16 protein-coding genes are annotated in these 21861 nt (G+C 63.4%); 8 read left to right on the forward strand and 8 right to left on the reverse strand.

What is annotated here, in order from left to right; genetic code table 11:
• Positions 1-149 precede the first annotated feature (149 nt).
• A complete protein-coding gene (hspQ, locus tag FS320_RS12945; RefSeq protein ID WP_152712125.1) occupies positions 150-479 on the forward strand; it encodes a heat shock protein HspQ in 330 nt (109 codons plus the stop codon).
• Positions 480-551: 72 nt separating this feature from the next.
• On the opposite strand, the gene FS320_RS12950 is transcribed toward hspQ, so the two are convergent.
• Complete coding sequence (locus tag FS320_RS12950) at positions 552-1337, reverse strand: invasion associated locus B family protein (protein WP_152712127.1); 786 nt, start codon at positions 1335-1337, stop codon at positions 552-554.
• Positions 1338-1555: 218 nt separating this feature from the next.
• On the opposite strand from FS320_RS12950, the gene FS320_RS12955 reads away from it, so the two are divergent.
• A complete protein-coding gene (locus FS320_RS12955) occupies positions 1556-3367 on the forward strand; it encodes an extracellular solute-binding protein (protein WP_152712129.1) in 1812 nt (603 codons plus the stop codon).
• Between the two features lie 129 nt (positions 3368-3496).
• Positions 3497-3841 (forward strand): response regulator transcription factor, encoded by a 345-nt coding sequence (locus FS320_RS12960; protein ID WP_152712130.1) that lies wholly within the window; start codon positions 3497-3499, stop codon positions 3839-3841.
• Positions 3842-4051: 210 nt separating this feature from the next.
• Here the strand turns inward: FS320_RS12960 and mfd are convergent, their stop codons facing one another.
• Together mfd and FS320_RS12970 are read right to left on the reverse strand one after the other, a co-directional pair.
• Positions 4052-7573 carry a transcription-repair coupling factor gene (mfd, locus tag FS320_RS12965; protein ID WP_152712132.1) on the reverse strand — a complete coding sequence of 1174 codons (3522 nt, stop codon included), beginning with the start codon at positions 7571-7573 and terminating at the stop codon, positions 4052-4054.
• Between the two features lie 313 nt (positions 7574-7886).
• Positions 7887-8183: an FAD assembly factor SdhE gene (locus FS320_RS12970; protein ID WP_152712134.1), complete on the reverse strand. Its 297-nt coding sequence runs from the start codon at positions 8181-8183 to the stop codon at positions 7887-7889.
• Between the two features lie 88 nt (positions 8184-8271).
• On the opposite strand from FS320_RS12970, the gene recG reads away from it, so the two are divergent.
• A complete protein-coding gene (gene recG / locus FS320_RS12975) occupies positions 8272-10389 on the forward strand; it encodes an ATP-dependent DNA helicase RecG (RefSeq protein WP_152712136.1) in 2118 nt (705 codons plus the stop codon).
• On the opposite strand, the gene FS320_RS12980 is transcribed toward recG, so the two are convergent.
• The 3 genes from FS320_RS12980 to glmU all read right to left on the reverse strand — a co-directional run bounded on the left by FS320_RS12980 (position 10341) and on the right by glmU (position 14221).
• Complete coding sequence (locus tag FS320_RS12980) at positions 10341-10910, reverse strand: GNAT family N-acetyltransferase (RefSeq protein WP_162002957.1); 570 nt, start codon at positions 10908-10910, stop codon at positions 10341-10343. The two genes, recG and FS320_RS12980, sit on opposite strands and share 49 nt — an antisense overlap.
• The gene (gene glmS / locus FS320_RS12985) at positions 10907-12733 is read right to left on the reverse strand and encodes a glutamine--fructose-6-phosphate transaminase (isomerizing) (protein ID WP_152712138.1); all 1827 of its coding nucleotides are present in this window, start codon (positions 12731-12733) and stop codon (positions 10907-10909) included. The genes FS320_RS12980 and glmS overlap by 4 nt, the downstream gene beginning before the upstream one ends.
• Positions 12734-12802: 69 nt before the next feature.
• Positions 12803-14221 carry a bifunctional UDP-N-acetylglucosamine diphosphorylase/glucosamine-1-phosphate N-acetyltransferase GlmU gene (gene glmU, locus FS320_RS12990; RefSeq protein ID WP_152712140.1) on the reverse strand — a complete coding sequence of 473 codons (1419 nt, stop codon included), beginning with the start codon at positions 14219-14221 and terminating at the stop codon, positions 12803-12805.
• Between the two features lie 325 nt (positions 14222-14546).
• On the opposite strand from glmU, the gene FS320_RS12995 reads away from it, so the two are divergent.
• Entirely contained in the window at positions 14547-15977 is a 1431-nt protein-coding gene (locus FS320_RS12995; RefSeq protein ID WP_152712142.1) for an OpgD/OpgG family glucan biosynthesis protein, read from the forward strand.
• The gene (mdoH, locus tag FS320_RS13000; RefSeq protein WP_152712144.1) at positions 15953-18148 is read left to right on the forward strand and encodes a glucans biosynthesis glucosyltransferase MdoH; all 2196 of its coding nucleotides are present in this window, start codon (positions 15953-15955) and stop codon (positions 18146-18148) included. Before FS320_RS12995 ends, mdoH begins: the two co-directional genes overlap by 25 nt.
• Before the next feature lie 21 nt (positions 18149-18169).
• On the opposite strand, the gene gcvA is transcribed toward mdoH, so the two are convergent.
• Positions 18170-19105 (reverse strand): transcriptional regulator GcvA, encoded by a 936-nt coding sequence (gene gcvA / locus FS320_RS13005; protein WP_152712146.1) that lies wholly within the window; start codon positions 19103-19105, stop codon positions 18170-18172.
• A 127-nt stretch (positions 19106-19232) separates the two neighbouring features.
• On the opposite strand from gcvA, the gene FS320_RS13010 reads away from it, so the two are divergent.
• Positions 19233-19433: a hypothetical protein gene (locus FS320_RS13010; protein ID WP_152712148.1), complete on the forward strand. Its 201-nt coding sequence runs from the start codon at positions 19233-19235 to the stop codon at positions 19431-19433.
• 8 nt (positions 19434-19441) lie between these two features.
• Here the strand turns inward: FS320_RS13010 and FS320_RS13015 are convergent, their stop codons facing one another.
• On the reverse strand, positions 19442-21085 hold the full coding sequence (locus tag FS320_RS13015; protein WP_152712150.1) for a Na/Pi cotransporter family protein: 1644 nt from the start codon (positions 21083-21085) through the stop codon (positions 19442-19444).
• Between the two features lie 420 nt (positions 21086-21505).
• Here FS320_RS13015 and FS320_RS13020 point away from each other — a divergent pair, with 420 nt between their 5' ends.
• Entirely contained in the window at positions 21506-21847 is a 342-nt protein-coding gene (locus FS320_RS13020; protein WP_152712152.1) for a hypothetical protein, read from the forward strand.
• The last annotated feature ends 14 nt before the right edge of the window (positions 21848-21861 follow it).

Here is a 21861-nt window from a genome sequence, read left to right on the forward strand (position 1 = left end):
CCCAACAGCTCCAGCACCAACCGCTTCAGATCGGCGTTCGACAGGCCATCAAGATCCGGGGCCGGTGACATGCAGGGGATTGAATCAGAATTGTCGCTGCGCCGGAACCCCGACCCGCCAGCTCAGCCCGGACTTTTGCCAATGTTACCATGAAAGCGAGTTCAGTAAAATTCGCGCTCGGCCAAGTGGTTCGGCACCGGGTCTTCGATTTCAGGGGGCTCATCTTCGACGTCGACCCGGAATTCGACAACACGGAGGACTGGTGGCTGTCGATCCCTGAGGAAGTGCGGCCCCACAAGGACCAGCCCTTCTACCACCTCTTCGCCGAGAACGCGGAAACCGAATACATCGCCTACGTTTCCGAGCAGAATCTCCTGCCCGACCATTCCGGTGAGCCGCTGCGCAATCCGATGATTGCCGAGATGTTCACCCGGGATAAGAATGGCAGCTACAAGGCCCATCCGATCCTGGCCAACTGAGATCCTCGTCAAGCCGAACGAAAACGCCGGGCTGTTGAGCCCGGCGTTTTCGTTTGTTCGATGCCTCGAGCCTTACGGCTTGGGAGCAGCCGGAGCCGGAGCGCCCGGAGCGGCAGCGCCCGGAGCAGCGGCACCGCCACTCTGGAGCATGCGCTGGCGCATCTCTTCGCTCTTCTTCTGCAGCTCTTCCTGGAGCTTCTTCTGCTGCTCCTCGAGCACCTTCGGGTCGTTCGGAGGACCGTCGAAGGCCTTGCCGAAGCCTGCCGCCGGAACGGCGAAGGTGATCTCGCGGCCCATCTGGTTCTGGACGCTAACGTTCAGGTTGGCGCCCTTCTTGATGGCGGCGATGAAGTCGTCCTTCACCTGGGCCTCGGCGAAGCAGCCGTTGGGCAGGCACATGACGTAGCGGCCGGGGGTCGCCTGACCCTGATCGACGGCGAAGCGCAGGCCGGGCTGCAGGAGCAGGCCGAGCGGCATCACGAAGCGTACGACCTTCTGCGGCTGCTGGCCCTTCACGTCATAGACGGCGAGAGCGAGAACCGGCTGGCCCTGATCCGACACGAAGTCGCGGGTGGTGTAGCAGATCTCGGTGTTGGTGTTCTGGTCCTTGCCGCAGACCTTGGTCCATTCCGGCTGGGACGGCTCGGCCTTCACGGTCACGACCGTGGGGCCGGCATTCTGCTGCGGCTGGGCGCCTGGAGCCGGCTGCTGGGCCGGAGCGGCGGGACGGGCAGCCGGAGCGGCGGGCCTTTGAGCCGGAGCGGTCTGAGCCAGAACGGGTGCGCTCACCAGAAGGGCCAGAGCTGTTGCCAGGCCACGGGTCCCCCCCAGGCTCGCGAAGCGTGTCGCGAATGACATGTCGTTAGATCCTCTTCAGTCGAAAGATCGGCTTTCGAATAGGCCGTTTATCCGGCGTGTTCTTAACCTGCGATGACGGGGTCCAAATCCTTGCCTAATGTGGCGAAGACAAGACGTGTGGCGCTCCTTTAACCTTTCGTGTGCTAGGTTTCCAGTCACCTGAGGTAAATTTCTGTACAACATTGCCCAGGTAAGTGCCGTCTTGCACCGGGAGAGCCATGGGCCGCTGGCTTATACGGAATCTGCTGCTTGCTGTTGCCTTTCTCCTGCCGGGCTTGGGGTCCGCCGCCGCCGAGCAGGGGATGCTGCGTCATGGCATCGCGATGCATGGAGAGCCCGCGCTCGAGCCGGGTTTCGAGCACCTGCCCTATGCCAACCCGCAGGCGCCGAGAGGCGGCCGAATCACGCTCGCCCTCCAGGGTACCTTCGACAGCCTCAATCCCCTGATCGTTCTGGGCGTCGCCCCGGACGTGGTGCCGCGCTACGCGCTCCAGAGCCTGATGATGCGCTCGACCGACGAGCCGTTCACGATCTACGGCCTCGTCGCCCGCACCGTTGAGATGCCGGAGGACCGGAGCTTCATCACCTTCAACCTCGATCCCCGGGCCCGCTTTTCCGACGGCCATCCGCTGACGGCCGAGGATGTGCGCTTCTCGTTCGAGGCGCTGAAGACATACGGCAAACCCTTTTACCGCTCGAGCTTCGGGCAGGTCAGATCGGTCGAGATTCTGGACCCGCACCGCATCCGGTTCGACCTGTCCGGCTCGAACGACCGGGAGCTGCCGCTGCTCATCGGCATGACCATGCCGATCTTTCCCGCCCATGCCACCCGGATGGAGACCTTCGACAAGACTTCTCTCACCCCGCCCATCGGCTCCGGCCCTTATGCTCTGACCGAGGTCAGGCCCGGCGAACGGGTCGTCCTGACCCGCCGCAAGGATTACTGGGGCGAGGATCTGCCCATCACCCGCGGGCTCTACAACTTCGACGAGATCCGATACGATTTCTATCGCGATGCCAACAGCTTGTTCGAGGCTTTTAAGGCGGGACTTTACGATTTTAGGATCGAGGGCGACCCTGGCCAGTGGGCTACGGGCTACGACATTCCCGCCGTCAGGGAGGGCCGCATCGTCCGGGACACCATGTCGACCCGGCTGCCGAAGGGCATGAACGGCTTCGTCTTCAACACCCGAAAACCCCTGTTCGCCGACGTCAGGGTCCGGGAGGCCATCGGCTACCTGTTCGATTTCGACTGGGTGAACCGCAACCTGTTCTTCGGCCAGTTGACCCGTTCCGACAGCTATTTCTCCGGTTCCGACCTCGCCTCCACCGGCAGGCCCGCCGATGAAAAGGAGCGGGCCCTGCTGGCGGCGTTTCCCGGCGCCGTCCGCGAAGACATCCTCGAAGGCCGGTGGGAGCCGCCCGCCGGCGACGGATCGGGCCGGGACCGGGACATGGCGCGACGCGCTCTCGCGCTGCTGTCCGAGGCGGGCTGGGTTCTCGAGAACGACGTCCTGCGCAAGAAGGGCAGCGGAGAGCCCTTCGCCTTCGAAATGCTGGTCAATTCCCGCTCGCAGGAACGGCTGGCTCTCAACTTCTCGCAATCCCTGGGCAGCATCGGCATTCAGGCGCGGGTGCGCCTCGTCGACGACGTGCAGTACTGGCGCCGTCTCGCCCGCTTCGACTTCGACATGGTGCAGTGGCTCTGGGCCGGGACGCCCTCCCCGGGCAACGAGCAGCGCAACCGCTGGGGCTCGACTGCGGCCGGGAGAAGCGGCTCGCACAACCACGCCGGAGTCGCCTCGCCTACAATAGACCACCTCATCGACGCCCTGCTGGAGGCCAGAAGCCGGGAGGATTTCGTCTCCGCCGTTCGCGCCCTCGATCGGACGCTTCTGTCAGGCTTCTATGTGGTTCCTCTGTTTTACCTGAAAGATCAATGGCTTGCCTACAGCAACGACCTGAAACGGCCGGACAGGACACCGCTCATGGGGACCAATATCGACACGTGGTGGCGGCCGCCGCGCTAACCCAAATGGGCGGCGCATACCACCTATTGTTGAGCTTCCATTCATGTAGACAATGAAACTAATGCTGCGCTTCGACGTTAGGTGAGCACCTCCTGTCCCATCTGTCGCGTCCAACCGCAGGGTATCGTCATGAACGGAATGCCGAAGGTCCTTGTTGTCGACAATGGCGAACGTGCTCCCGACGGCGCTCTCTCTGCAGAGCTGGCCGGCATGGGATATGCGAGCGTCACGACCCCCTTCGAGGCCGCGGACGACGTTCTAGCCCTGATCCCGAGCCCGGCTGCCGTGGTGCTTCAAATGCCTCGCCAGGCCGGATGGGCCGAGCGCCGCCGCTTCATGGAGCTCGCCAGCCGCCTGCGCAAGAATCTGGCGGAGAGCGGGACGCCCGTCATCATCACGGGCGGTGTGAACGGGGCCGCCACGATGCTCCAGAACCAGCTCAGCATGCACGCCGTCGCGGCGCCGGATCTCTGACACACGTCCATCCCAATTAGGCTCAGGCGGCCCTCGGAGGCCGACGAAGATTCGTTCCGCCGTCATCACCGGCCCTGTGCCCGTGATCTCGGTTGCTTGAGGCGGCGCACCCCTTCGTATCGGGATGGCCGGGACAAGCCCGGCCATGACGTGAGAGATTGTGATCCTCCGCGCACGAAGTGCGGGAGGGGCAGTCGATGATCCAGCCTCTTATGCCGCCTTCTTCTCCGCGATGCGCACGAGGCTGCGCAGGATCGTGGTCGAGGCCTTGATGCGCTCGTCCGGGGTCTCGACGTCGCGAATGAAGACGATCTTCATGTCGGGACGTACCTTCGCGAAGGAGGCCTGCTCGGTGACGTAGGAGATGAGGCCGGTCGGATTGGCGAAGGAATTGTCGCGGAACGAGATGATAATGCCCTTCGGCCCTCCATCCACCTTTTCCACGTTGGCACGGCGGCAGAGCACCTTGATCGCCATGATCTTGAGAAGCTGGTCGACCTCGGACGGCACGGGGCCGAACCGGTCCACCAGCTCCGCCCGGAAGGCGTCGATTTCCTGATCGGTCTCGAAGGTCGAGAGGCGGCGGTAGAGGCCCAGCCGCAGCTGCAGATCGGCGATGTAGCTCTCCGGGATCATCACCGGCGAGCCGACCGCGATGGTGGGCGACCATTGATCCTCAGCCGGCTCCTCGATGCCGGCCTTGAGCTGCGCCACCGCCTCCTCCAGCATCTGCTGGTAGAGCTCGTAGCCGACCTCCTTGATGTGGCCGGACTGCTCCTCGCCCAAGAGGTTGCCCGCGCCGCGGATGTCGAGATCGTGCGAGGCGAGCTGGAAGCCGGCTCCCAGGGTATCGAGGGTCTGCAGCACCTTCAGGCGCCGCTCCGCCTGAACCGTCAGCGACTTGTTGGCCGGGACCGAGAACAGGGCATAGGCACGGGTCTTGGAGCGCCCGACGCGTCCGCGCAGCTGGTAGAGCTGGGACAGGCCGAACATGTCGGCCCGGTGGACGATGAGCGTGTTGGCGGTCGGAATGTCGAGGCCCGATTCCACGATGGTGGTGGAGAGCAGGATGTCGTACTTGCCCTCGTAGAAGGCCGTCATGACGTCCTCCAGCTGACCGGCCGCCATCTGGCCGTGCGCCACCGCCACCTTCGCCTCCGGCACCTCCTTATCGAGGAAGGCCTTCACGTCGCCGAGATCGTCGAGGCGTGGCACCACGTAGAACGCCTGTCCGCCCCTGTAGCGCTCGCGCAGGAGCGCCTCGCGGATGAGCAGCGGATCGAAGGGCGTGATGAAGGTGCGCACCGCCAGGCGGTCCACCGGAGGCGTCGTGATCAGCGACAGCTCGCGGCCCCCCGTGAGAGCAAGCTGCAGGGTGCGCGGGATCGGCGTGGCCGAGAGGGTCAGCACGTGAACCTCGGCGCGCAGCTCCTTCAGGCGCTCCTTGTGCGACACTCCGAAATGCTGCTCCTCGTCGACGATGATGAGGCCGAGGTCCTTGAACTTGATCGTCTTGCCGAGCACGGCATGGGTGCCGATGACGATGTCGACCGATCCGTCGGCCAGCCCCTCCTTGGTCTTCTTCATCTCGGCGGCCGGCACGAAGCGGGACGCCTGGGCCACGTTGAGAGGCAGGCCCCTAAAGCGGTCGCAGAAGGTGCGGTAATGCTGGCGGGAGAGCAGCGTCGTCGGCACCACCACGGCCACCTGCTTGCCGCCCATGGCGGCCACGAAGGCGGCCCGCAGCGCCACCTCGGTCTTGCCGAAGCCGACGTCGCCGCAGACGAGACGATCCATCGGGCGGCCCGAGGCCATGTCGTCGAGCACGGCCTCGATGGCGTTGAGCTGGTCCTCGGTCTCGTCATAGGGGAAGCGGGAAGCGAACTCGTCGTAGAGCCCCTCCGGCGGCGTCAGGCGCGGGGCGTCCTTGAGGATGCGGGCGGCAGCGATCTTCATGAGCGCGCCCGCCATCTCCCGGATGCGCTGCTTCATGCGGGCCTTGCGTGCCTGCCAAGCCCCGCCGCCGAGCTTGTCGAGCTGGACCTCCGTCTCCTCGGAGCCGTAGCGGGTCAGAAGCTCGATGTTCTCCACCGGAAGGAACAGGCGGTCGCCGCCCGCATAATGCAGCTCGAGGCAGTCATGCGGCGCCCCCGCGGCCTCGATGGTCTTCAGCCCCTCGAAGCGCCCGATGCCATGATCCACGTGGACCACGAGATCGCCCGGCGTCAGCGCCGCGACTTCAGTGAGAAAATCCTGCGGCCGCTTGGACTTGCGCTTCTGGCGCACCAGACGATCGCCCAGGATGTCCTGCTCGCTGATGACGACGAGATCGGCCGTCTCGAAGCCCGATTCCAGAGGCCAGATACCGACCGGGATTTCGTTGCGCGGATAGGCCATCGCGTCCGAGAAGCGCGCGATGGGCTTCGTCTGGCGCAAGTCGTGGTCCTGCAGCACGTGGCAGAGGCGCTCCCGCGAGCCCTCGGTCCAGGCGCCAAGCATCACGCGCTTCTTGGCGGCCTGGAGGTCGCGGATGTGCCGGATCACCGCCTCGAACACGTTGGCGTTCTCGTCCGCGCGCTCGGCGATGAAGTTGCGGCCCTGGCGTGCCTCGCAGTCGATGACGAGACGACCGGCCGACTCCGGGAGCGCGAACGGCGTGAGCCGCGCGAGCGGAAGTCCCGCGGTGCGCTCGGACCATTCCTCGGGCTTGAAATAGAGCGCATCCGGCGGCAGCGGGCGATAGGGCGCGACGCCGGATTGGTTCTGCCCCATGCCCTCGCGGCGGGCGTCGTAATAATCCTTCACCTGGGCAAGGCGCTCGGCAGCGGCATCGTCGGCCAGCGCATCGAACACGACCGGAATGCCCGGCAAATAATTGAGCAGCGTGTCGAGATGGTCGTGGAACAGCGGCATCCAGTGTTCGAGACCGGGATAGCGCCGCCCCTCGCTGATCGCCTCGTAGAGCCGGTCGTCGCGGGTGGGGGCACCGAAGGCCGCCACATAGGCCTGCCGGAAGCGCCGGATGCTCTCGGTGGTGAGCTGAACCTCGCTCATGGGCACGAGATCCAGGGAGCGCAGGGTCCCGACCGTGCGCTGCGTCTCGGGGTCGAAGGCGCGGATCGATTCGAGCGCATCGCCGAAGAAGTCGAGGCGAACTGGGTTGGGCAGCCCTGCCGGAAAGAGATCGATGATGCCGCCGCGCACCGCGTATTCGCCCGTGTCCCGAACGGTGCCCGTGCGCAGGAAGCCGTTGGCCTCCAGCCAGTTGATCAGTTGCGTCGTGTCGACCACGTTGCCAGGCGCTGCCGAGAAGGTCTCCGCCGCAATGCGGGATTTCGGGGGCACGCGCTGGACCAGGGCGTTCACGGTCGTCGACAGGATGCGCGGCTTGTCCTCGGAGGTCTTGGAGCGGGCGAGCCGCGCGAGCGTCGTCATCCGCTGCGCGGTGATCGCGGCATTGGGCGAAACACGATCATAGGGCTGGCAGTCCCAGGCCGGGAACGTCAGGATCTCGATCTCGGGCGCGATGAAGGCGAGGCTGCTGGCGAAATTCTGCTGCCGCTGCCCGTCGCGGGCGACATGGACCAGAACGGCCGGACCTTCCACCTGCCCCGACAGGCCGCGCGCGAGATCGGCGACGGCAAGCGCGTCGAAGCCGTCCGGCACGCTGGACAACGTCAGGCTTTGACCCTTCTTCAGGGCATCGAGGGCACGGGTCAGGGCTGGCTTCATGATGAGGTATCGGGTCTGAGATCAAGAAGAACGCAGGCGATTCCGCCCGGTTCGTCGAATGAGAGAAAAGAGGGATGGTGTAGTCCGACGCCGTGCTTCCTGTCATCCCTGTTGAGGTGTTTTGCTTCCTCTCACCGAGCATCGTCCTCCCACGTCATCACCGGCCTCGTGCCGGTGATCTCGATTGATTGAGGTACAGCGTTTTTCCAATCGGGATGGCCGGGACAAGCCCGGCCATGACGAGGGAGCCTACATTCAAGTGCTCTTACTCTAAGTATCCTGCAAGGCAGGAAGAGCCTTCGCGGGGAGGTCTTCAACTATGAATCGGCGAGGTGTGGGTGTGGAACGCCTTCAGCCGCTTGAACAGGGGCGTGTCGTAGTTCTGCGGAGTTTCGATCTCGCCCGTGATCCAGCCGAGCAGGTCCCGGTCGGTCACCTCGATCAGGCGCTCGAACTCGGCGAGGTCCTCTTCCGAGAGCTCGCCGATCTGCGCGTCCGCGAAGCGGCCCATGATCAGGTCCATCTCCCGCATGCCGCGATGCCAGGAGCGATACAGGATCTGCCTGCGACGGATGTCGAGGCCGGCGCTGCTGCGTGTCGTTCCGCTCATGACAATGCTCCGATCTGATAAGATTGCGTCGCCTAAGGGCGGCTTGGCCGCTATATAACCATCTCCCTCCCCGTTGCCACCCGATTGAATGTCCTTGCGTCCTTCCATTCTCGATCCGCTGTTCGCCCCGGCCAACACCCTGCCCGGCGTTGGGCCGAAGATCGCCCCCCTGCTGGACCGTCTCCTCGGCGAACCGGGCAAGCCGACCCGCGTCATGGATCTGCTGTTCCACGTCCCAACGAGCGGCATCTCGCGGGAGATGAAGGGGTCGGTGGCCGATGCCCCCGTCGGCGAGCCGGTGACGCTCTCGGTCACCGTCGTCGCTCACCGCCCCCCGCCGCCGGGACGCCGGGCGCCCTACCGGGTCCTGGTCGAGGACGAGACCGGGGACGTGACGCTGATCTTCTTCAACGGCCAGAAAGCCCGTCTGGAAAAGCTGCTGCCCGTCGGCGAGCGCCGCTACGTCTCCGGCAAGATCGAGCTCTGGGAGGCAAGGCGCCAGATGGTCCACCCGGACCGGATCCTGGACGAGCGCGGCATCGAGAGCCTACCGGCGGTCGAGGCCGTCTATGGCCTGACCGAGGGCCTCTCCTCCCGGATGGTCGGCCGCTACATCGGCGCCGCCCTCGAGAAGACCCCTCAGTTGCCCGAATGGCAGGATCAAGCCTGGCTCGACCGGAACGCGCTGCCCGATTTCCGGCAGGCGCTCTTGACCCTCCACAGGCCGGACAACGCCGCGCAGCTCTCCGAGGACGCCCTCGCCAAATCCGCCCCGCGCCGGCGCCTCGCCTATGACGAGCTGCTGGCCTCCCAGCTTGCGTTGGCTCTGGTTCGAAGCCGCATGCGGCGGCTGCCCGGCCGGGTGAATGCGGGCGACGGGCATCTGGTCGAGCGGTTGAAAGCCGCCCTGCCCTTCGGTCTCACGGGCTCCCAGGCGCAGGCCATCGAGGACATCCGGCACGATCTCGTGTCCGACAAGAAGATGCTGCGTCTGCTCCAGGGCGACGTCGGCTCGGGAAAGACCGTCGTGGGCCTGCTGACCATGGCGAGCGCCATCGAGGCCGGACGCCAAGCCGCCATGATGGCGCCGACCGAAATCCTCGCCCGCCAGCATTACGAGCGCCTGGCTCCCATGGCCGAACAGGCCGGGCTGACCCTTGCCCTCCTCACCGGACGCGAGAAGGGCGCGGCTCGCAAAGCCATTCTGGCGGGGCTCGCCGATGGCAGCATCCAGATCGCGGTCGGCACCCACGCCCTGTTCCAGGAAGGCGTCGCATTCCAGGATCTCGGCGTCGCCGTCGTGGACGAGCAGCATCGCTTCGGCGTGCACCAGCGCCTGGCGCTCGGCTCCAAGGGCGAAGCCGTCGACATTCTCGTCATGACCGCCACCCCGATCCCGCGCACCCTGGCGCTGACCTATTTCGGCGACATGGACGTGTCCGTGCTCAGCGAGAAGCCGGCGGGCCGCAAGCCGATCGCCACGAAACTGATTGCCATCGACCGGCTCGACGAAGTGGTCGGCGGCATCGGGCGCGCCATCGCTAATGGCGATCAGGTCTACTGGGTCTGTCCCCTCGTGGGCGAATCCGAGTCCATCGATCTGGCCGCCGCCGAGGAGCGCTTCGAGATGCTGCAAAGCTTCTTCGGCGATCAGGTCGGCCTCGTTCACGGCAAGATGGCCGGCAAGGACAAGGACGCCGCCATGGAGCGCTTCTCCAGCGGAGAGACCAAGGTCCTCGTGTCCACCACCGTGATCGAGGTCGGCGTCGATGTGCCCAACGCCACGATCATGGTCATCGAGCACGCCGAGCGATTCGGCCTCGCCCAGCTCCACCAGTTGCGCGGACGCATCGGCCGTGGCTCGAAATCCTCCACCTGCCTGCTGGTCTACAAGGGCCCGCTGGGTCAGGTCGCCCAGGCCCGTCTCGAGATGATGCGCCAGACCGAGGACGGCTTCCGGATCGCCGAGGAGGACCTGCGCCTGCGCGGCGAAGGCGAGGTTCTGGGCACCCGCCAGTCCGGCACGCCCGGCTTCAGGCTCGCCCGCCTGGAGGTGGACGGCGACCTGCTCGGCGCCGCCCGGGACGACGCCCGCCTGATCGTCGATCGCGACCCCGATCTCGTCAGCGAGAGGGGGCAGGCTCTGCGGGTGCTGCTCTATATGTTCGAGCGGGATTCCGCGATCCGGCTGCTGAGGGCCGGCTGATCGAGGCGGATCGCCATGATGCAGCGGCTTGCCGGGTCGTGTCCGGCCGCTGCCTCTTCCCGCAACTTCTCGCGGTGCCCTGGACCGGCCTCACCGGGTTCGATCTCGGCGAAGCCCAACCGCGTGTAAAACGGTCCGTTCCATGTCAGGTCGCGGTAGGTCGTCAGCGTCATGGCACCGAATCCCAAGCGTCTCCCATGCTCGATGGCAGCCTCTACCAGTCGGGCACCAATGCCCCGACGCTGATGCGAGGCCCCGACAGACACCTCAGCGATGTAGAAGTGTCCATCCAGCTCATGGGCTGCGAGGAAACCGACCGGCTCGTCCCGCTCATCCACGGCAACCCACAATGTTCCGTCCTGACAAAGGGCCTCCAGGACCACGGGGTCCATCGTCCCGCCGTCAGCCAGCCAAGCCAGATCGACGCTCCTGAAGACCGAGGCCGCCGAACGCTCGACGGCACCGAGTTTGCCCAGATCGCTGGGCCGGGCCAAACGGATGGAGGCCGTGGAAGCGCTCACTCCACCGTCACGGATTTCGCGAGATTGCGCGGCTGATCCACGTCTTTGCCCATGAAAACGGCCGTGTGATAGGCGAGCAGCTGGATCGGAATCGCGTTGACGATCGGGGCCACGATGGGGTGCACCGAGGGCATCACGATGGTCGCCATGGTGTCGAGCCCGGCCTCGAGGGCGCCACGCTCGTCCGTGATGAGGATGATGCGGCCGCCGCGGGCCGCCACTTCCTGCATGTTCGAGACCGTCTTCTCGAAGATGCTGTCGTGAGGCGCGATCACGATGACCGGCATCGTCTCGTCGATGAGCGCGATCGGACCGTGCTTGAGCTCGCCGGCTGCGTATCCTTCGGCGTGGATATAGGAGATTTCCTTGAGCTTGAGGGCCCCTTCCATGGCGAGCGGATAGGACGTGCCGCGTCCGAGATAGAGCACGTCCTTCGCCTTGGAGAGGTCGCGGGCCAGGATCTCGATCTGGTGCTCGCGCTTCATCGCTTCGGTCATCTGACCGGGAACGGCGACGAGTGCGTTCACCAGCTCCTTCTCCTCCTCCACAGTCAACGTGCCACGCGCCCGGCCGGCCGCGATGGCGAGAGACAGGAGCACGGTGAGCTGGCAGGTGAAGGCCTTGGTCGAGGCCACGCCCACCTCCACGCCGGCAAGCGTCTGCGCGATGACGCTGCTCTCCCGCGCCATGGTCGAGGTCGGCACGTTCACCACGGAGAGCGTGTGCTGCTTTTCCGCGGTGGCGTAGCGCAGCGACGCGAGGGTGTCCGCCGTCTCACCCGACTGGGACACGAACAGCGCTAGGCCGCCGGGCTCGAGCGGGGCCTCGCGGTAGCGGAACTCGGAGGCCACGTCGATCTCGACCGGGATCCGTGCCAGACGCTCGAACCAATACTTCGAGATCAATCCGGCGAGGTAGGCCGTTCCGCAGGCCGAAATGGAGATACGCGTCAGATCCTTGAAGCTGAACGGTAATTCGATAGGCAGTTCAACCCGTTCTGAGGCGAAATTGACATAGTGGGCAAGCGTGCGTCCCACGACTTCCGCCTGTTCGTGAATCTCCTTGGCCATGAAGTGGCGGTAATTGCCCTTGTCGGCCAGGAAGGATCCGACGGGGATCTTATGACGGACCCGCTGCACGGGCTTGCCCGTCTCGTCGCGGATGTCGGCCCCCCTGCGGGTCAGGATTGCCCAGTCGCCATCGTCCAGATAGGCCACCTCATCGGTGAACGGTGCCAGCGCCAGCGCGTCGGAGCCGAGATACATCTCACCATCGCCATAGCCGATAGCGAGGGGGGCGCCGTGACGGGCCCCGATCAGGAGATCCTCCTCGCCCGAGAACAGGAAACCGAGAGCGAAGGCCCCGCGCAGGCGCGGCAGGGTCACGGCGACGGCCTCGATGGGCAGGCGGCCCTGGCGGATCTCGTAGGTCACTAGTTGGGCCACCACCTCGGTATCCGTCTCGGTCTCGAACCGGATGCCCTTCGCCTCAAGCCCGGTCTTCAACTCACGGAAGTTCTCAATAATGCCGTTATGGACGACCGCGAGCTTGTCGGTCGCATGCGGATGCGCGTTGGTCTCGTTGGGCTTGCCATGGGTCGCCCAGCGGGTATGTCCGATGCCGACGACGCCGGACAGTGGGGCCTGCGACAGCTTGGTCTCCAGATTGCGCAGCTTGCCCTCGGCCCGCCGGCGGTCCAGCCGTCCCTCCTCCAGCGTTGCGACGCCCGCGGAATCGTAACCCCGGTACTCAAGCCGCTTGAGAGCCTCTACGATCTGTGGCGCGACAGGCGTTTTCCCGACGATTCCGACGATTCCGCACATTCCCAGAAACTTCCTTATGCAATTCGACAGCGCAACGCTTGAGGTCTCTCTCTTTAAAGAGGCCTCGCCTCAGAACGGAATCAACTTGCGTAACCTATTGTGACAAGAGCGATTATTTCTTCCTGGCGGCCTGGCTTTATGTCGGAATTCGATGGCCCAGCCTTCCTTTACAATCTGACGTCCACGGCCAAGACCCAATGCGTTATCGGGGATATCGTCCGTAATAACCGAGCCGGAGCCTACGAATGCGCCCTTACCGATGGTGATGGGAGCCACGAGCGAGGAATTCGACCCGATGAAGGCTCCCTCGCCGATTTCGGTCCGGTATTTGCCGAAACCGTCGTAATTGCACGTGATCGTGCCCGCGCCGATATTCGCCTCGGCGCCGATGCTGGCGTCGCCAAGATAGGTCAGGTGGCTCACCTTGGCGCCGGCCCCGAGTTCCGTGTTCTTGATCTCGACGAAATTGCCGACCTTGGCCTTGGGGCCGATCCTAGCCCCGGGGCGTAGGCGCGCGAAGGGCCCGACACCCGCTCCCGATGCAATCCTCGTACCCTCCAGATGACTGAAGCTGTGAACGACCGCTCCCTCCTCGACGACGACACCCGGGCCGAAGACCACATGGGGCTCCACCACCACATCCTGACCGAGCTGGGTATCATGGCTGAAGAAGACCGTTTCGGGAGCGATGAGGGTCACGCCGGATGCCATGGCCTCCTCGCGGAGGCGGCCCTGGATCATGTGCTCGGCCGCTGCCAATTGCGCCCGGTCGTTGACGCCGTGCACCTCCTCTTCAGGCACAATGGCGATGGCCGTCCGATGCCCGAGGTCTCGGGCAATCTCAACGATGTCCGTCAAATAATATTCGCCCTTGGCGTTATCGTTCCCGACCCGATCGAGCAGCATTAGCGCAAGGTCGCCGCGGATGGCCATCAGGCCGCCGTTGCAGAGAGTGATCTCCCGTTCGTCCACGCTGGCATCCTTGTGCTCGCGGATGGCACGAAGCTCGTCGCCCGACGTGATGAAACGGCCATAACCCGTGGGATCTTTTGCCTCGAAGCCCATGGCGACCACGCCGGCTCCCTGTGCCAACGGCGCCCGCAGCTTGGCGAAGGTCTCAGCCAGAACGAGCGGCGTGTCGCCGAAAGCGACGATCACATCGTCCGCTCCCAGTTCCAGGGCCTCGCGAGCACTCAGAACCGCATGGGCCGTGCCGAGCCGGTCCTTTTGAACGAAGATCCGCGCCTCGGGGAAACCCTTCTGAACCTCTTTGGCCACGTCCTCGCGATCCGGCCCGATGACCACCGCGACGCTCGTGGCGCCAGCCTTCGTGAGGGTCGCGAGCACATGCCCGACCATGGAACGGTTGGCGACCTGATGCAGGACTTTGGGCTTTCCGGATTTCATCCGAGTGCCCTCGCCCGCCGCCAGTACGACGGCGAGACAGCTCCGGGAAGAGGGCGTCTTGAAGGCATCAATCGAGGTCATACAGTTTCAATCCGATGGCACTTTGCCGTGGAGCTAAATCAGAAGAGGTATTTCGGCAATCATTTCATGAGCAATGAGGTGGTTTCCGCCCCCGGCCTCGTTTACTTCATGCTCACGATTGACGATATGTATAGAGCATTCCAACTGTCTGGCTGAAGAGCCTCGTTCACACAAGAGTATCGCTGTGCCGGTTTCGCCAAGGGGTCCGTCCCCTTTCCATCCTCGCCGGCGCGACATGCTGGCCTATATCGGCGTCTCCGTCGCCGGGCTTGCATACGCGTCAGCCGCTCGAGCCCAAACACCCCAAGCGACGATTTCAGCAAGGATGGGCGAGAATCAGCGTTTCGATCCTGCGGTTGTGATCGACATTGCGCGACAGCTCTCCAAGAAGCCGTATGCGGCAGCCCCCAACGATCTGCCGGATGTCTTTGCCAACCTGAATCAGGAGCAATACTCCGCCATCCGATACAACCAGCCGGCCATCTGGAGCACGGAAGCCCGTGGCATTTCCGTGGAGCCGCTCCATCGCGGCTTCGTCTTCAGGGATGCGGTCGATCTGTTCGTCGTGGAGGACGGTGCCGTCCGCCGGATTGGCTTTAGTCCTTCTCAATTCGACTATGGCCGCATCAACCTACCGAACAATATACCAGATATCGGCTATTCCGGCTTCAAGCTGATCGCGCAGATCGGAAACGGCCGACCATTCGATTTCGCCTTCGTTCAGGGCGGCACCTTCTTTCGCGCTATCGCACGCGGCCAGACTTACGGCGCAATCGCGAGGGCTTTGACCTTGCGTCCGGCCGAATCGCGCGGCGAGGAGTTTCCGGTCTTCCGTGCTTTCTGGCTCGAGCGCCCCGCGGTGGGCAGCAACACCATCACCGTCCATGGCGTGCTCGATTCGGAATCGACCACGGGTGCGGTGCGCATGACGTTCCGCCCGGGCGACATGACCATCGTCGATGTGGAAACGACCCTCTTCCCACGCGTCAATCTGGAGCACGTCGGACTGGGCGGCATCGCGTCGACTTATCTCTATGGGCCGAACGATCTCCTGAACTCGGACGATATCAGACCGGCCGTCTACGAGTCCTCGGGTCTTCAGATGCTGAACGGCTCGGGAGAATGGCTGTGGCGTCCGCTGCACAATCCAGAAACGCTTCAGATTTCGGCTTTCGTCGACAGTTCTCCGCGCGGATTTGGTCTGCTGCAGCGGGAACGTTCCTATGAAACATTCCAGGACGACGACCAGCACTTCGAGCGCCGTCCGAGCCTCTGGATCGAGCCTCTGGGCGATTGGGGCCAAGGCAGCGTTCAGCTGCTCGAGATCCCGACCGACGCCGAGATCAACGACAACATTCTCACTTACTGGCGTCCGAAGGCGCCGATGACGGCCGGATCCGAGGTTGCCGTTGCGTACCGACAGTACTGGGGATGGAACTCACCGGAGCGTCCGCCGCTCGCAACCGTATCGGCCACGCGCTCCGGCCGTGGCAGCGGGGGCCGGAGGCGGCGCTTCACAGTCGACTTTTCCGGAGATGCTCTAGGTGACAATTTGCCGGCGGACCTTAAATCGGTTCTAACCGTTGGCCCTGGGACGTTCCAGAACCTCAAACTTTTGCCATATCCGGAGCGAAAAACGGTAAGAGTTGCGTTCGAGCTTGACCCGGGCAACGAAAACGCGTGTGAGATGCGCCTGATCCTCGAAGCAGGCGGGAAACCGATTAGCGAGACATGGCTTTATCGTTGGACACCGTAAGTCCCGACTCAAACCCGAATGTAGCCGCCCTGGGGCGGCCCGCATCCGCTATGCCCCCCGAAAAGCGCCTCGACATGCCGACCCAGTCGCTTCGGCGCTGGGCGGAATCGGAGGAGCGCAAACCACTTCTCCAGCATCCCAAGCTGGGGACGCGGCTTGCCCGCCTCTTCGTTTTCGGAGGCGGATTGCTGCTGACGGCCTACGGCACCTACGAGATGTATCAGGTCGTGTCGGTGAGCCGTACGACTGCACTCCAGTGGGTGCTCGTTGCGCTGTTCACGGTGAACTTCTCTTGGATTGCCATCGCGTTCACCAGCGCACTCTTGGGCTTCTTCGCCCTGCTGAGGCGCCCCGGACATCGGGGACCTCTGCCTTCCTCGCTGCAGCAGCGCACCGCTATCGTTATGCCGGTCTACAACGAGCAGACGGACCGCACCTATGCCGCCCTGGAAGCGATCTATGAATCGGTTCAAGCGACGGGCCTTGGCGACCAATTCGACTATTTCATTCTCTCCGATACCACGCACCCGGATGCCTGGGTGGCGGAAGAGCGTGCATTCCTTGCCTTAAGGGAGCGTCTGGGTCCTGGGGCGCGGTTCTATTATCGCCACCGGCAGAAGAACCATCACCGCAAGGCTGGCAACATCGCCGACTTCGTGTCGCGGTGGGGCGGGCATTACGAGCATATGCTCGTGCTCGACGCCGACAGCCTCATGACCGGCGAGTGCATCGTGCGCCTGGCCGCCGCCATGGAAGCAGATCCCGATGCCGGCATCATCCAGTCGCTGCCTCTCATCATCAACCGCAACACGCTCTTTGCCCGCGTCCAGCAGTTTGCCGCCCGGGTCACCGGTCCGGTCATTGCCATGGGCCTCGCGGTCTGGATGGGACGCGACGGCAATTATTGGGGCCACAACGCGATCATTCGCACCAAGGCCTTCGCCGCCCATGGCGGCCTGCCCGATCTGAAGGGCAAGCCTCCGTTCGGCGGCCATATCCTGAGCCACGACTTCGTCGAGGCGGCGCTGTTGCGCCGCGCTGGCTGGTCGGTCTATATGCTGGCGGATCTGCAAGGGTCGTACGAGGAGAGCCCCCCCTCCCTCATCGATCTCTCGGCCCGAGACCGGCGCTGGTGCCAGGGCAATCTCCAGCACACGCGGGTCATTTCTGCCAAGGGCCTGAAGCTGCCGACGCGGCAGCACTTCGCCACCGGCATCATGTCCTACCTGGCCTCGCCGTTCTGGCTGTTCCAACTGATCGTCGGTATCGCGCTCGTCCTGCAGACCACTTACATCCGGCCGGAATATTTCGCCCGCGATTTTCGGCTCTACCCGATCTGGCCCCGGTTCGATCCGGAGCGAGCCTTGGCGCTTTTCGCACTGACCATGGGCATCCTGCTGGCACCGAAGATTTTCGGTCTTCTGCTGATGCTCATTCGCGGCGACGACCGGCGCGCATCGGGAGGCTGCATCCGGCTGATCATCTCGTCCACGATCGAGATGATCCTCTCCGCGCTCCTGGCGCCGATCCTGATGCTCATCCAGTCGGGCTCCGTCTTCCAGATCCTGCTCGGACGCGACACCGGCTGGCAGCCACAGCGCCGCGACGACGGGTCCATTCCATTCAAGGACATCGTCCGCCGCCATCGGGCCCATACGGTTCTCGGTGCGCTGGCGGGCATCTCCGCCTTCATGATCGCCACATCCCTGTTCCTGTGGATGTCCCCAACGATCATCGGCCTGCTGCTTGCCATTCCTCTCTCATGGCTCAGCGGCCAGCTCGATGCCGGTCTTGCGCTGAAACGGCTCGGGCTTCTGCGAACCCCTGAGGAGTATCGGCCGCCGGCTATTGCGACACGCGCCAACGAGTTGCAGGCCCGCAACATCACCTTCGGCTTCGACGATGCCGACAGTATCCGGGCCATCTATGCGGATGCGAACCTGAGAGAGCGCCATATCGAAATGCTTCCGTCCGCCCAGCCTCGCAAACGCGGCGTCATCGAGACGGAACGGGCTCTAGCGGAAGCCAAACTCGTCGATGCAGAGACCATCGAGGATGCGGTCAGCTGGCTCCACAACAAGGAACGCATGGTCGTTCTCCACGACCGGGCGCTCATCGATATGCTCGTGCATCTGAACGCCAAGCCCCCTGAGGCTCAGGCCGCAGAGTAACGATCTCTCGCAACCGGGGCTTCAGGTTCCGGTTTTCGTCTGGGCTGCGGGAAAGGTTCTTTCGCTGTCCCCTGCCACCTCACTCAACACCCAATCCCGGAAGGCCTCGATCTTGGCGGATCGCCTGCGAGCCTTCGGATAAACGAGCCAATAGCTTCGATCCGTGGTGGCCAGCAGATCGAAAGGCTTCACGAGCCGCCCGGACGCCAAGTCGTCAGGGAAGAAGAAGGGGTTGATGAGTGCCACTCCCTGACCGGCGATGGCCGCCATGCCTTCGAACTGCTGCACCCCGAGCGAGTTGTCCGGACGCCGGGAGAGATCGACGTTCTTCACTCCTGCCGCAGCGAACCAATCCTGCCACCAAGGATCGCTCGGCGAGATGAGCGGAAGTTTGAGAATGTCGATAGGCTCCCGCACTTCGACGCCTTGGAGCAACTCCGGGCTGCAGACGGGTATGAACTGGTTGGGAAACAGAACACGCGTCTCAAGACCCGGCCAATCGCCCGTGCCGCTCCGGATTCCTATGTCGAACTCGCTTTGAGAAAACTCCACGATCTCGGTCGAGACGGCGATCTGAACCGCAATGTTCGGATGCAGCTGCCGGAACCGCCCCAAACGCGGCACAAGCCAGTTGGATGCAAAGGTCGACAGGGTGGTAATCGACAGGACCGTCTGGACCATCTCCTCGACGCCTTCGAATGCGTTCCGCAAAGCGTCGAAAGCTTCGGTCACAGCCGGGGCGAGTTGACGCCCTTTCGCCGTCAGCGTCACTTGGCGGGGCAAGCGGATGAAGAGCGGTGCCCCGACCCGGTCCTCGAGGATTTTGATCTGGTAGCTCACGGCAGCCTGCGTCATGCCGAGTTCCTCGGCGGCGCGGGTAAAGCTCTGATGGCGTGCTGCCGCCTCGAAGACTCTGACGGCACTCATCGGGGGAAGTTTTGACGGCAGTTTAGACATAGCGATCCATAAGCCTGCCTTATGTCAGCCCATTGGCATTTGCTTTGTCAAGCTCCCCCTGCAGGCGCATCTTCAATCTCATCACTGAGGGCGCTGAAGCCCAGGCCAACAACCACGGTAGGCTGTCATGAGATACGAAGATGCCCGCCGCCTTCGCGGCGTCGAGAGTGATTGGCTGCATGTGAAGCTCTGGTTCCGGCCCGTCTTCCAGAGAAAAGGGCCGATCATCTCCGACTTGAGCCAACTGTCGGATCATGAGAGGCGTGACGTCGGCCTCCCCGAACCAATCCGCTACATGGATTGGCGCGCCCTGAAGGATGAGAAATAGTCTGGCGGTCAGGACGTCAGGCGGCTTGGCTTGAGCTCTCCGCTCTGTTCGAGGAGCGAATGCCCGGTCGAGGCGATATGGGCCTCGATTCGTTTGAGATCGCGCACGATATCGAGCTGAAGCACGCTCGTGTCGCCCACCGTCCTGCCGGACCGAAGTTGTTCGAGATGCTTCTGGGCGACCGCACGCTCAAGATCGCGGAACCGCTCTTTCTCGGACACAAGCCTGCGGGCGGAACCAAGGTCCTGGAACATGAGCACTGAGGCCGCAAGCTGCAGATGCTCCAGAAGCTTCGCATGCATGCTGGTGATGTCTTCCAGGCTGTCCTTCGGCAGGCGCAGGTGGTTCTTGATGCGCTTGGCGGCCAATTCCATCAGGTTCTTGTCGATAATGTCGCCCACATGTTCCAGGTTGATGGCGAAGGCGAGGATGTCCGAGAGACGCTTCGCCTCCGTCTCGCTCAGGGACTCATGGTTGATTGAGCTCAGATATCGGCGAATCGCGCTGAAAAGCCGGTCCAAGACATCGTCCGTGCGGCTCACCTGGTCGACCCGGCTGATATCGTCCTCGCGGAAGAGATCCTGGGAACTCCGTAACATGGATTCCACCGTGTCGACCATGCGCAGGACCTCGCGGGCCGCATTGGAGAGGGCGACGGACGGCGTATCGAGGGCATCCTTGTCGAGGTATTGCGGCGTGCCCGGATCGGAGGCGCGGAGCTTCTCCGGAAAGACCTTGAGCAACAGCTGCGCGATCCAGGGCAGCGGCAGGATGAATATTGCAGCGACCATGACGTTGAACAGCGTGTGGAAATTCGCCGCCAGCCGCGCCGGATGCGGGTCGAAAATCGACATTGCCGACAGGATCGGGTCGATCAGCGGCAATGCCACGAGGCAACCGATAACCCGCATGGCGAAATTTCCGAACGGCACGCGCAGTTTGACGGGATCGCCGCTGGTGCCCTCCAGCAAGGGATTGAGAGAGCTGCCGAGATTGGCGCCCAGCACCATCACCAGAGCCGAATGAGCGTCGATGACGCCGGCGCCTGCGAGTGACATGATGAACAGCAACGCGGCGACGCTGGAATGGGCAAGCCATGCAAAGATTGCTGACAGAAGCACCAGGATCAGCGGATCAGGCGCAATGACGGCCAGGAGGTCCTTGATAACCGTCGAGGATTCGATAGGCCTAATCGTTTCACTCAGGAGATGAAGCGACAGCAACATCAGCCCGAGGCCGATGGTCACTCGTCCGAGATCCTTGATCCGGCTTGTTCTTCCTCTCCGGTAAGCCACGAAGCCGCCGAAGATCAGTGCCGGGAAAATCAGGGACACGTCGAACGAGAGCACCTGCACGATGAGCGTCGTGCCCACATTCGCGCCGAGCATCACGGCCAGGGCCGGAATGATGTCGACCGCCCCTCCCGCCGTAAAGGATGCCACCATCAAGGCCGTCGCCGTGCTGCTTTGCAGGACCGTCGTCACACCGACACCGGCGAGAAAGGCTTGCAGGCGCGTCCTCAGCGCCACCCCAAGGATCCAGCGCAGATCGCTGCCGAAAGCGCGTTGAACCCCGCTATTGACCATGTTGATGCCCCAGAGAAGCAGGGCAATCTCACCGAAAAGGTGGATCAAGACCGAGGTTGCAGACATTCAGTCCTCTGGATTCGAGAAATACGGCACAATCCCCTTGCTTACCCACCAATCGGCGCAACCGCAATAAGGTTGCCGGCTAATAATGACCATGTACCGGAATAATCTCCAGAAAATCGCCGTGAATGCTCCCTCACGGGAATGCCGTGGCCGGGAAAACTCAACCTTGTCACCATGGATGCACCGGCATCCTGCCAGGCAGCGCAGCTTAGCCGTTAGAGTTTTGGCATAAACTCAAAAACCGCAAAGCCTTAGCCGATACCAATTTGGCTACTCCTAACGCATGCCGTCATCCCCTTAAGGTCGTCTGCTCTTTTCTTCGTATAATCGGTACGCATGGAGTGTCCTACAAAGCTAAGTTCCAAGGCGGTTCGGGCGTTGATTGACGGTATCTCACTGGTTGGTGTGCGAGGGCGCGAGATGGGTTTGGACGATCCATTTCCAATTGAGAAATGCTCCGGACGCGTCCGGGGAGCCATTCTGGCGGAATTTCAAGGACGGTGTCCCACCATCCGCGAAGTTGCCAGCATTTCAGATGCCCAATGGCTGACCGTCCCCAATATCGGCCCGACGACATTGGAAGAGTTACGCAGCATGACGCACCCTGTCCCCAACGGAGAATCCCGCCCGAATCCAACAGGGATGCCGGACGGAGAGTTGCTCTCGCGACTCAACCGCCTGCAACGGGAGTTGAACATCATCGTCGGAGAGATCCGGGCACGCTTCAGTGCCGGGATCTCTAAGAAAAATCAGCCGCGGTAAGCTTAGAATCCTGC

This window comes from Microvirga tunisiensis (assembly GCF_009296175.1).
Taxonomy (GTDB): domain Bacteria; phylum Pseudomonadota; class Alphaproteobacteria; order Rhizobiales; family Beijerinckiaceae; genus Microvirga; species Microvirga tunisiensis.

Excerpts from the sequence above, each read along its gene's own strand:
- FS320_RS12950 (WP_152712127.1), bottom strand. The coding sequence starts at position 1,337 with ATGTCATTCGCGACACGCTTCGCGAGCCTGGGGGGGACCCGTGGCCTG.
- mdoH (WP_152712144.1), top strand. The coding sequence starts at position 15,953 with ATGGCTTTATCGTTGGACACCGTAAGTCCCGACTCAAACCCGAATGTA.
- glmU (WP_152712140.1), bottom strand. The coding sequence starts at position 14,221 with ATGACCTCGATTGATGCCTTCAAGACGCCCTCTTCCCGGAGCTGTCTC.
- gcvA (WP_152712146.1), bottom strand. The coding sequence starts at position 19,105 with ATGTCTAAACTGCCGTCAAAACTTCCCCCGATGAGTGCCGTCAGAGTC.
- recG (WP_152712136.1), top strand. The coding sequence starts at position 8,272 with ATGTCCTTGCGTCCTTCCATTCTCGATCCGCTGTTCGCCCCGGCCAAC.
- FS320_RS12955 (WP_152712129.1), top strand. The coding sequence starts at position 1,556 with ATGGGCCGCTGGCTTATACGGAATCTGCTGCTTGCTGTTGCCTTTCTC.
- glmS (WP_152712138.1), bottom strand. The coding sequence starts at position 12,733 with ATGTGCGGAATCGTCGGAATCGTCGGGAAAACGCCTGTCGCGCCACAG.
- FS320_RS13010 (WP_152712148.1), top strand. The coding sequence starts at position 19,233 with ATGAGATACGAAGATGCCCGCCGCCTTCGCGGCGTCGAGAGTGATTGG.
- FS320_RS12995 (WP_152712142.1), top strand. The coding sequence starts at position 14,547 with ATGGGCGAGAATCAGCGTTTCGATCCTGCGGTTGTGATCGACATTGCG.
- FS320_RS12960 (WP_152712130.1), top strand. The coding sequence starts at position 3,497 with ATGAACGGAATGCCGAAGGTCCTTGTTGTCGACAATGGCGAACGTGCT.
- mfd (WP_152712132.1), bottom strand. The coding sequence starts at position 7,573 with ATGAAGCCAGCCCTGACCCGTGCCCTCGATGCCCTGAAGAAGGGTCAA.
- hspQ (WP_152712125.1), top strand. The coding sequence starts at position 150 with ATGAAAGCGAGTTCAGTAAAATTCGCGCTCGGCCAAGTGGTTCGGCAC.
- FS320_RS12970 (WP_152712134.1), bottom strand. The coding sequence starts at position 8,183 with ATGAGCGGAACGACACGCAGCAGCGCCGGCCTCGACATCCGTCGCAGG.
- FS320_RS13020 (WP_152712152.1), top strand. The coding sequence starts at position 21,506 with ATGGGTTTGGACGATCCATTTCCAATTGAGAAATGCTCCGGACGCGTC.
- FS320_RS13015 (WP_152712150.1), bottom strand. The coding sequence starts at position 21,085 with ATGTCTGCAACCTCGGTCTTGATCCACCTTTTCGGTGAGATTGCCCTG.